We start from the raw sequence: 10,549 nt of genomic DNA, 5'->3' as shown, positions 1-10,549 counted from the left end.
CTGTTACCCTTCCAAGCGAACATAAGCAATAATAGGAATACGTACAACTACATCTTCTGGTGGTCCATAAGAAGGAGAAGTACGAACAATTACTGCCCCATCCGTCACAGATAAAAGAACGCCTGCAATGATTTCTACAGCTGTCACAACTTGCACTAGTTCACCAACATGGTTACGTAATTCATCAGTAAATAACATATATAACTCTCCTTTCTTACGCTTCTTTAATTGATATAATACTTGTAAATGGTAATAAAACTTCTGTTCCTATTCCTTCTTGCAATGTTAAGAAATCATCACCAACTGCTACAATCACACCCGTTAACTGTCCGACTGTCACAGTAATTTCTACGTTTTTCCCCAAATACTGCTCTGCAATTTCTTTAAAAGGTGATGTATTACATTCTTTTAAAATGTTACAAATAATAGATTGAAATCTACTTGATTCAATAACCTCTTCAGTAGCTTGCTTAGAGTTTCTTTGAATAAATCTCGCAAAGTTTTGTGAAAATAAAAGTCTTTCCACAGCAGGTAATAACTTATTATCTAAAAAATAATCTAATTGCCTATTAAACAATCTCGATAACTTTTTCCAATACTTACCGAACAGACACATATATTTCTCCTCCTATTATTTTAAAGTTATAAAAATACATCCATACATCTTAATGTATACAAATCAGGCTTTTTTTGTGATAGGTAAGACATACATTTTTCAAGGAAACAATGTTTTCTAATCAAACAAAAAGATAGATGGAATTCCATCTATCTTTTTATGTATTTTAATTTTTAATTGTAATAATGGCAGATACACTTCCTCAATAAAAAAGGACTACCTAAAAAGATAGTCTCTTACACTTCAATATTTCGCAACATCGTATAAATGTCGTTATTCACTTTACCAAACGATTTAATGTTATTTTGAATGTTAGATAATAAAACGACATAAACACTTCCGTTTTTACTAAATCCATTTAAACAATTCCATCCTGGCATGACACCGTGATTCGAATAACTTCCCGGGTCTACATACCAACCAAATCCATAATCTTTTTTTCCGCCTGTAAACATTTGATCATAACTCTCTTTTGAAATTAACTTTCCAGAGAAGAGTGCTTCATTAAATAAATATAAATCATGTGCGCTTGTATATATATCACCACAACCATATAGTTGTGACATACTTGGAATATTAGGTGTTGTCATATTGTTATTTACTATTTTATAACCCGTTGATGGGAATCTTGTTTGTTCTAACTCTCTACCAAAACCAGAATGTTTCATACCAGCAGGTGCAAAAATATGCTGCTTAATATATTCTTCTAACGGTTGGCCACTTACTTTCTCGGCAATGTAAGCAAGTATAGAGTAGTTCGAATCCGAATACTTCCATTTCTCCCCTGGACCCCCAACACGCTTTTGGTTTCCTATTCGTTTTATCAGTTCTTCATGCGAAATATCCTCTGTTCCCTGCTCATACTCTGGAATTCCTGATGTATGTGTTAGTAAATGCTTTAACTGAATCCCATTACCTTGAGGGAAATCTGGAATATACTTTGCAACCGTATCCTCTACATTTAATTTATTTTGATCCTTTAATTGCATAATAGCAGTCGCTACAAATGCCTTTGAAATAGAACCAATATAAAAAGTTGTCTCTGAATTATTCGGTACTTGTTTCTCTTTGTTCGCCATACCGTACCCTTTATTCAAAAGAACTTTTCCGTTCTTCACAATAACAGCTGTCCCGCTAAATCCTGCGTTTTGTAAATATTGATCTAATTGAGCATTTTCATTAATTTCTTGAGGTGGTCCCTCAGCGGGCTTTTCCACAGCTTGTGCTTGCTTCACTTGTTCTTCCTGCTCTTTTTGTTTTTGTGCTTCTTGCTTCTTTCTTTCTTCTTCTTTCTTTTTCAGCTCTTCTTGTTTTTTCATTTCTGCCGCTGCTTTTAAAGTTTCTTCTTTCTTATTATGCGCAACAATTTTTGTATACATGAAATATACAAGTGAAAATAGTAGGACGAGAATGATTGTTCTTTTTATGTATACAATCGGCCGACTTGATTTCCCATTCGCATTATTTTTTTCCTGATCCATGATTGCTTTTTCCCCTTATTCACCAATAATTTACTTCCTCTACTAAAGATTTATTTTAGAAGATTATGGATAATCCATTCTATGTCATCCCTACTTTATCACGCACTGCACATATTACCAACCTATATGCATAAAAAAGAAAAAGAAAATTTACAAAGGTAAGATTGCTGTTAAATTTTTAACATAAAAAAGAGGATATCCCCTAAAAACTGATATTATCAATCTTTTTGGATATCCTCTTATCTAATTATTTATACGTGTTTTTTCATATCATCGGCAACAGATTCAACATTTGTACCTACGATAACTTGAACACTCGTGTTACTTAATTTCATAACACCTTTCGCACCAGCACGTTTTAATGCTGCTTCGTTTACTTGACCAGCATCTTTCACTTGTAAGCGTAGACGTGTTGCACAGTTATCAATAACTGTTAAGTTTTCTTTTCCACCTAAAGCTGCTACGTAAGTTTCACCAATTGAACCTGCAACTGGAGCTTCTTCGCCTTCAGCTACTTCCTCTTCATCTTCACGACCAGGAGTTTTTAGGTCGAACTTCTTAATTAAGAAGTAGAATACTACAAAGTAAATTGCTGCGTAAATTAAACCGATTCCTGCTAGTAACAATGGTTTTGTTGCAATACCGAAGTTTAAGAAGTAATCGATTGCTCCGGCACTAAATGAGAAACCATCGTGAATGCCAAGTGTTGTTGTAATGAATAGAGACAGACCTGTTAATACAGCATGAATACCATATAATACTGGTGATAAGAACATGAATGAGAATTCAATTGGCTCTGTAATACCAGTTAAGAATGAAGTTAATGCTAAACCACCTAACATACCTGTAACCATTTTACGTTTTTCTGGTTTAGCAGCCGCAATCATTGCGAAACATGCTGCTGGTAAACCGAACATCATAATTGGGAAGAAACCAGTCATGAACATACCTGCTGATGGATCTTTTGCAAAGAAGCGTGCAATATCACCATGAACGATATCGCCAGCTGCATTTGTAAAGTCACCAAGTACGAACCAGAAGTATGTGTTCATTACGTGGTGTAAACCGATTGGAATTAATAAACGGTTTAATAATCCGAATAACCCAGCACCAATTGAACCTAAGTTCACGATACCATGTGCTACTGCATCAATACCACTTTGAATTGTTGGCCAAATTTGACCGAATACTAATCCTAAAAGAAGCATTACGATTGAAGTAATGATTGGTACAAAGCGTTTTCCTGCAAAGAATCCTAACCATTCTGGTAGTTTAATCTTATGGAATTTGTTGTATAGTAATCCTGCAACAACCCCTGCAATAATACCACCGAGTATGGCCATATTAATTTTCGGCGTTAACGCCGCTGCTTTTGAAACCTTTGTCATTGTATCTGCTAATTTAGTTGGGTCTACTGAGCCGACTAAATCTTGAACACTTTTTAATTTATCATTTAACTCTGCTGCTGAATATGTCTTACTTAGAGCATTCGTTGTATTTTGTAAAACAAGATATCCGATTGCTCCGGCAAGTCCAGCTGCTCCACTACCGTCAACAGACAAACCGATTGCAACACCAATTGCAAAAATAAGTGCTAAATTATCAAAAATTGCTGCACCGGCCTGTGCCATAACAGGAATGTTAAATACGTCTTCTTGTCCTAAGCGAAGCAATAATCCTGCTGCTGGTAGTACGGCGATTGGAAGCATTAACGCTTTACCAATACGTTGTAGAAACTGCAACATTTTAATTCCCCCCTATCAAATTTATGAAATCGTTATCATTATAAGTACGCCTTAGAAAACGCTTTCTATTTACATAACCATAATAACATATAGTTGTATAGATGTGTAGTTTTTATTTTCGAATTTTTTATGGATAAATCTCCTATTTCCAAACTGTTATATAAAAGGAAAATTCTCCTTTTTGACTACAAAATACTCGAAACGGAATACCTGCTATAGAACATGTAACTTTCGTTTTATCATTCCACTTTTTCATGTTATTATTTATTTCCGAGTATATCGGGAAAAGTAAACTTAGTTAATTCGAAATAGGAGCGTTGGTACTATGCAGTGCATTAAAACAAACAACTTACAACAGTTGTTAGAACAAGTAAAACCATATACAAAAAAAGGAAAGCTTGCTACTTATATCCCCGAACTAGGAAATGCGAATCCAGATGATTTAGGGATTGCCATTTTCCATAAAGAAACAGAATACATCCATGCTGGCAACTCACAAACACTATTTACTCTTCAAAGTATTTCAAAAGTAATTACACTTGCACTTGCCCTTTTAGATCGTGGTGAAGAATATGTATTTTCTAAAGTTGGAATGGAACCAACTGGTGATCCATTTAACTCTATTATTAAGTTAGAAACGACAAGTCCTTCTAAACCACTTAATCCAATGATTAATGCAGGGGCACTAGCTATTACAAGCATGTTAGCAGGAAAAGATAATGAAGAAAAAATGGAGCGCATCCTTCATTTCGTACGTGAAATAACAGATAATCCTACTATTAATTATTCTTCTAAAGTTGCCAATTCAGAATTAGAGACAGCTTACTTAAACCGTTCACTTTGCTACTATATGAAACAAAACGGCATTATCGATTGTGACATCGAAGAACTTATGGATTTATACACTCGTCAATGTGCAGTTGAAGTAAACTGTATCGATTTAGCACGTATCGGCTTAATTTTTGCGATGGATGGCTATGATCCATATAAGAAAAAACAAATTATCCCTAAACACATTACAAAAATCTGTAAAACATTTATGGTCACATGCGGCATGTATAACGAGTCTGGCGAATTTGCAATTCGCGTTGGTATCCCAGCAAAAAGTGGTGTAGCTGGTGGTATTTTCGGCTGCGTAAAAGGAGAAATGGGAATCGGTATTTTCGGACCAGCTTTAGATGCAAACGGAAATAGTATCGCTGGTTTTAAAATTCTTGAACTTCTTTCTGCTCAAGAAGGTTGGAGCATTTTTTAATTGAGAGTTATCCTGCTATACTAGCAGGATTTTTTTATTCCACAAAAACCTTAACTTTATCAGCTACCAATCCCCTACAAAAACAGTACTGAAAGTTTCTCTATATCATGCATATTTGCTCCCCCACCCTGAATAGTATAGTACAACCTAGCGCTATATGTGGAGGTGTGAAGGATGAAACTAATATTTCAGATGGAAAAACAGCCTGTTCTTGAAAAAACAATTCTTCTCTTTATATTGAGTATTGTAGAAAGCTTGAAGTTAAAAGTGGTTTCACTCGATGAAGCTCACCGATACATATTCAATTTAGAAGTACTTGAGCTATTAATGGACCGGAACATCGATGATCAAGTACTTGAACTTATTCATTTCGGAATGGGACTTGAAGACATTCATCATGTACTTCCTGAAGAACTTGAACATACGATTGAAGAATTAAAGTGGCTTTGCATTCAAGTGTTAAGTGAATACAGCATGCACGAAGAATCTGAACAACTAATTGAAGATATACGCTAAAAAGCACCTATGTAGGTGCTTTTAATGTTTTTTCAAACTATTTTTATACGTCTCAATATTTACTGGTAGCTCTTCCTCTTCTAAAGTATGTTCATTTACATCTTTATGAATGAACGCACCTTTAGGCGGTTGATGGTCATGCCCTTTTTTCTTATGATCAAATGCTTTTCCGCGTCCCATACGGATCCCCCTTTCTTTAAAAGAAATCCGTATTAGTATGGGGAAAAGTACGTCGACATATGCAATCCTTTGCCGTATTTCCAAGGAAATACTCGAACATTGTTTTCTGTTCTCCTTACAACAACTGATCAATCCCAATAAGAATTAATAAAACTCCCGCAATAACAGTAGCCCATTTCCCTAAGTATGCTGCTAAAAATCGTTTTCCTACATACGCAAACCCACTAATACAAATAAAACTAAACACCCCAGAAATAGTTGCTGTAAGCCACAAATTCAAGTTTGTTACCCCAGCGTCAAATCCACCTGCAATATTATTAATAGATAATGCAATCCCTAATACAATTGCTTCTGAAAAACTAATTGTTTTAGAACCATCAAAATCTGCTTTTTCTGGATCACGTAAAATTCCCATAAGTACACTACCATCGTTAGAGCTTACGGTATTTCTTTGCCCCAAGAAAGGCTGGCACAAAATAAAAACCCCGATTACCCCTAAAACGATTGCTCCAATCAAGTTTGCAGTAAACTCTGATATAAATAACGCAATCCAGTTTCCAAAAAAGCCAGCTAATAAAGTAAATAAAAAACCAAAAAATGCGATGATAAAATTGTTAAGCCATGAAATTCGAATTTTACGAATGCCATATGCAATCCCGACACCTGCATTATCTAAATTAGAAGCAATCCCGATTAAAAAAATTGAAAATAGACCTGCCGTACTCATAAACAGCCACCCCTTTTTCACACTTTTCCATGCATCTTATGAAAATGTTGAGCAACTGTGCCTGTCTGTTTCATATACATGTAATAAATGCTCAACATTTTTTCAACAATAAAAAGGAGTGCCTTCACTATGCCTAAAGAAAATCCAAATGAGCGGCTTAGTAGATTAATAAAAAAACTTTTAAAAGAACGTGCCTTATCTATGCGCCAACTCGGAATGCTGACGAATATTGATCCCGCAACAATTTCAAGAATTATGAATGGTAAACAACCGCCAAAGCAAAAGCATCTACAAAAATTTGCAGAATGTCTGCAAGTTCCACCTCAATTGTTTTTTGATGAAATGTATCCTGATTCTCCTCACATTAATAAGGAAAAGACGGATATGTACACATCCCTTGATACAATTCAACAAACGCTGCAATCCTCTAACTTATTCGATTTCGACTACACAACAACTCGCGTAAAACAAGAACTTGAAAGCTATGAACGATATGCTCAAACAGCAGAAGGTGAAAAACGTATCCATGAAAGTTTCGCGAGCAAATTAGAACAAATTGATAGTGCTGGTCCTTTCATTGAACAATTAACGGATATGTATCAACAATTTTGCAATGAAACTAATCCAAGAGAAGAGCGTGCAGTTCTTGGAGGTGCATTACTGTATTTCATTTTATCGACAGATATTATTCCCGATTACCTCTTTCCAATTGGCTATTTAGATGATGCAATTGCTGTTGAATTAGCAAAAGAGAAATTAATCGAACTCAAACGAAAGACATAGAAAAATAAAGAACTATTTCAGTTGTTTCTATTCAGCTCTGAAATAGTTCACTAAAAAATCGTACAAGTATACATACCTGTACGATTTCAACATACTAATCTATTTTTTCGTATGACACCATTCATATATAAATGCTGTTATTACTTTTGTAAATTCAATTAACTGTTCTACTTCAACTTTCTCATTTATTGAATGAGCTTCTTCTAATGTACCTGGTCCGTAAATAACAGCCGGAATATGAAATTCACTAAACCAACCACCGTCCGTTACCGTTGCAGACATATCTAAAATTGCATTTTTAGATAAAATTGTTTCGTGTACTGAGCTAAGCGTTTTTACAGCTGCATGTTCACTATCTATTTCTAAAGAAGGAAAAATTTCGCCACGATCCACAATCATTGATTCTCCGCCCCACTTAAATTGTGGTGGATTTTCACTTAACCACGGATCGGCAGCCGCTACTTTCCCAATATACTCTTCAATTTCTTTTATTATTTGTTCATGTGTTTCATTCGGATAAAAGTGCACCGTGATCCATAATCGGCACTCATCGGCAATAAACGCTGCATGTCGTCCGCCCTCAATAACAGCTGGATTAATTGTTGTTGTTCCAGACGGATAGCCTTCATATGTTTTCATAACCGCCCAATGACGCTCTAATTCTTGTAAACTTTGTACAATTTTCATCATTTTTTCAATCGCACTCGCTCCGAATAAACGTCCTCCAGCATGAATCATTTGTCTGCGTGTTGCATCATGAAACGTTTGGGGGCTTTTCACAGTAATCCATCCAGTAATTACGCCGCCCTGTCCTTGCATATGTAAATCACTCGTATCCACTACGACTGCAAAATCAGCATCATACCCCCTTTTGCAACATTGAAGCGTACCTGCCTCCCCAACTTCTTCCCCGATTACGGATTGAAAGATTAAATCTCCAGGCAATTCAATGCCTGCTTCTTGTAAAAGCTGAATAGCAAATAATGCCCCAGCTAGTCCCCCTTTCATATCTGCCGCACCACGTCCAACTAACCAACCATCTCTTATAAATGGCTCAAACGGATTCGTTTCCCACGCCTCATCTGCTGATATTTCCGCTACATCCATATGCCCATTAATAATAAGACTTTTATGTGTGTCACTTTCTATCCCTTTTTTCACCCCAACAACGTTCGGATCATTCGGATATACATCCCATTTATCAACACTAAAATTTCGTTTTCTTAGAAACTGTGCAACAAATTCTTGCGCCACATTTGTATTTCTCGCCGGCGGTGCTGGTGTTTCAAAGCGAATTAATGTTTTTGTAAGCTCTAGTAACTCATCTTTTCGTAGATCAATCTGTTCTAATAGCTGTGAAACTTCTTCATTCATCGCTAATTCCCCTTTGCATACGTAGTATGTTCCCAGCTTTATTTTCACAAAAAAAGAGACTGTTTACAATTTTACAGTCTCCAAATTAATCACTATTATAAACTCTCTATTTCTGTTGTCTTTGTCTTTTCAATATGCTCTAAGTTACTCCCCTTATTTCTTGTCGCACGGTAAAACAGTAAACAAACAATCATAAAGGGAATACCACAATACAATGCCATTCTTTGTTCTGGAATAAAGGCCATACCTACAATTACTGTTATATTTAATACTAACGCAAGCAGTGGTACGAATGGATACAGCGGTGTTTTAAATTTCAAGTCCTTCACATCCCCGCCCTGCTTCACATATGACCTTCTAGCTAATAAGTTAGATAGAGCAATAGATGCCCAAACTAATATCGCTCCGAACCCGGCAATAGAAAGTAGCCATAAATAAACTGTATCTTCCGCATAAATACCTGATAGTAATGAAAGACAACCTACAATCGTACTTACAATCAACGCATAAATAGGAACACCATTTTTAGATAACTTACCAAAAATTGGACTAATCATTCCTTGATTAGACATAGACCATAGCATACGAGAAGTTGCATATAATCCTGAATTCGCAACGGATAATACTGCTGTAATGATAACGAAATTGATAATATCGGCTGCATAAGGAATACCAATTTTATCAAATACAACTACGAATGGACTTTCTATCACTCCTGCTTGTTGCCATGGGAATAATCCTGCAAGAATGAAAATAGATAATACAAAGAACACAAGTATACGCCAAACCGTATTATTAATTGCCTTCGGGATTGTTTTTTCTGGATTTTCACTCTCTCCAGCTGCAATACCAACTAGCTCTGTTCCTTGGAAGGAAAAATTAACAGCAATCATCGTAATTAAAATAGCGGATAATCCATTTGGAAACAACCCACCATAATCAGTAAAGCTAGAAAACATTGGTGCTGGTTCATTTCCTTTCATATCTAGAAAACCAAACATTGCTGCCCCGCCCAAAATAATAAATGCAATGATTGTAATGACTTTAATACTTGCAAACCAAAATTCAACTTCTGCAAAACTTCTTGAAGATAACGCGTTAATAGCAAAAAGTAGTACCGCAAACACTACGCACCAAATCCAAGACGGTACATCAGGAAACCATCGTTTCATTAAAATACTAACTGCAATTAGTTCAATACCTATTGTAGCCGACCAGTTTAGCCACGACATCCATCCGACTACATAACCCGCTGCAGGGGAAATATGCTTCGTAGCATACGTTTGATAAGATCCTGCGTCAGGCATCGCAACAGCTAATTCTCCGAGACAGAGCATCGTTAAATACATAACAAATCCTCCAACAAGATAAGCTACAATCGCTCCTCCAGGCCCAGCTTCATGAATTGTATACCCCGATCCTAAAAAAAGTCCAGTACCAATAACTCCTCCAAGTGCAATCATAAATATGTGTCTGCTTTTCAATTCCCTTTTTAATCCTTGGTTTTGATCCATCATACAAATCCCCCCTTTTCCCTTTGGAAACCCATTTCATGTAAGCGTTTTTAAAATTATTTATACGAAAAATAATTATTGAAAAGAGCAAAATACATAGTATTAATCACTACCTGTTATTAAAAGATCATCCCTCACTGTTATTAATAGCTTTTGATCAGCGATGGCTTGTCCTTCAACTACTTCTAATGATTCGATATACCCACTGATTCCTACCTTAATTTCTACTTTCTGCTTTTCTATTGTTTCAATTAACGCTAATTTCTCCCATTCGTATACGTAGGAACTTTCCGTAACAAATAACTTCTCTACCTTCCCGTAACAAGGGCTATACACGCCTTCTATAACCGTCTTCACT

The 10,549-nt window shown here is 35.9% G+C and carries 13 protein-coding genes; 3 read left to right on the top strand and 10 right to left on the bottom strand.

Translation table 11 applies throughout. The annotated features are described in order from the left end of the window. Positions 1-3: 3 nt before the first annotated feature. From AAG068_RS02560 to AAG068_RS02540, 5 genes are all read right to left on the bottom strand, one after another. Positions 4-198, bottom strand: coding sequence for a hypothetical protein (locus AAG068_RS02560; protein WP_000899469.1), 195 nt, complete (start codon positions 196-198; stop codon positions 4-6). Positions 199-214: 16 nt separating this feature from the next. Beyond that, positions 215-616: a hypothetical protein gene (locus tag AAG068_RS02555; protein ID WP_046953685.1), complete on the bottom strand. Its 402-nt coding sequence runs from the start codon at positions 614-616 to the stop codon at positions 215-217. A 236-nt stretch (positions 617-852) separates the two neighbouring features. Continuing rightward, positions 853-2,097 carry a serine hydrolase domain-containing protein gene (locus tag AAG068_RS02550; protein WP_342717490.1) on the bottom strand — a complete coding sequence of 415 codons (1,245 nt, stop codon included), beginning with the start codon at positions 2,095-2,097 and terminating at the stop codon, positions 853-855. 251 nt (positions 2,098-2,348) lie between these two features. Further along, complete coding sequence (gene nagE / locus AAG068_RS02545; protein WP_000938880.1) at positions 2,349-3,842, bottom strand: N-acetylglucosamine-specific PTS transporter subunit IIBC; 1,494 nt, start codon at positions 3,840-3,842, stop codon at positions 2,349-2,351. Between the two features lie 142 nt (positions 3,843-3,984). After that, positions 3,985-4,098, bottom strand: a complete 114-nt coding sequence (locus AAG068_RS02540; RefSeq protein ID WP_342717487.1) for a transcriptional regulator — start codon at positions 4,096-4,098, stop codon at positions 3,985-3,987. 69 nt (positions 4,099-4,167) lie between these two features. Here AAG068_RS02540 and glsA point away from each other — a divergent pair, with 69 nt between their 5' ends. Together glsA and AAG068_RS02530 are read left to right on the top strand one after the other, a co-directional pair. After that, positions 4,168-5,097 (top strand): glutaminase A, encoded by a 930-nt coding sequence (glsA, locus tag AAG068_RS02535; RefSeq protein ID WP_342717484.1) that lies wholly within the window; start codon positions 4,168-4,170, stop codon positions 5,095-5,097. Between the two features lie 174 nt (positions 5,098-5,271). Further along, complete coding sequence (locus AAG068_RS02530) at positions 5,272-5,613, top strand: DUF3969 family protein (protein ID WP_000766602.1); 342 nt, start codon at positions 5,272-5,274, stop codon at positions 5,611-5,613. A 21-nt stretch (positions 5,614-5,634) separates the two neighbouring features. On the opposite strand, the gene AAG068_RS02525 is transcribed toward AAG068_RS02530, so the two are convergent. Further along, complete coding sequence (locus AAG068_RS02525; protein WP_000532411.1) at positions 5,635-5,793, bottom strand: hypothetical protein; 159 nt, start codon at positions 5,791-5,793, stop codon at positions 5,635-5,637. Between the two features lie 115 nt (positions 5,794-5,908). Continuing rightward, positions 5,909-6,520 (bottom strand): manganese efflux pump, encoded by a 612-nt coding sequence (locus AAG068_RS02520; protein WP_098668600.1) that lies wholly within the window; start codon positions 6,518-6,520, stop codon positions 5,909-5,911. 129 nt (positions 6,521-6,649) lie between these two features. Between AAG068_RS02520 and AAG068_RS02515 the strand changes: the two genes are divergently transcribed. Beyond that, the gene (locus tag AAG068_RS02515) at positions 6,650-7,303 is read left to right on the top strand and encodes a helix-turn-helix domain-containing protein (RefSeq protein ID WP_098668599.1); all 654 of its coding nucleotides are present in this window, start codon (positions 6,650-6,652) and stop codon (positions 7,301-7,303) included. Between the two features lie 99 nt (positions 7,304-7,402). Here the strand turns inward: AAG068_RS02515 and AAG068_RS02510 are convergent, their stop codons facing one another. The 3 genes from AAG068_RS02510 to AAG068_RS02500 form a co-directional block, all read right to left on the bottom strand. Further along, the gene (locus tag AAG068_RS02510) at positions 7,403-8,677 is read right to left on the bottom strand and encodes an acetylornithine deacetylase (RefSeq protein WP_342717463.1); all 1,275 of its coding nucleotides are present in this window, start codon (positions 8,675-8,677) and stop codon (positions 7,403-7,405) included. A 95-nt stretch (positions 8,678-8,772) separates the two neighbouring features. Beyond that, entirely contained in the window at positions 8,773-10,194 is a 1,422-nt protein-coding gene (locus AAG068_RS02505; RefSeq protein ID WP_098921708.1) for an amino acid permease, read from the bottom strand. A gap of 99 nt (positions 10,195-10,293) precedes the next feature. Next, the gene (locus AAG068_RS02500; protein ID WP_342717458.1) at positions 10,294-10,548 is read right to left on the bottom strand and encodes a hypothetical protein; all 255 of its coding nucleotides are present in this window, start codon (positions 10,546-10,548) and stop codon (positions 10,294-10,296) included. Position 10,549: the final 1 nt, after the last annotated feature.

Origin of the sequence: Bacillus paramycoides, assembly GCF_038971285.1 — a bacterium.
Lineage (GTDB): Bacteria > Bacillota > Bacilli > Bacillales > Bacillaceae_G > Bacillus_A.
This window is presented reverse-complemented; position numbering and strand designations above follow the sequence as displayed.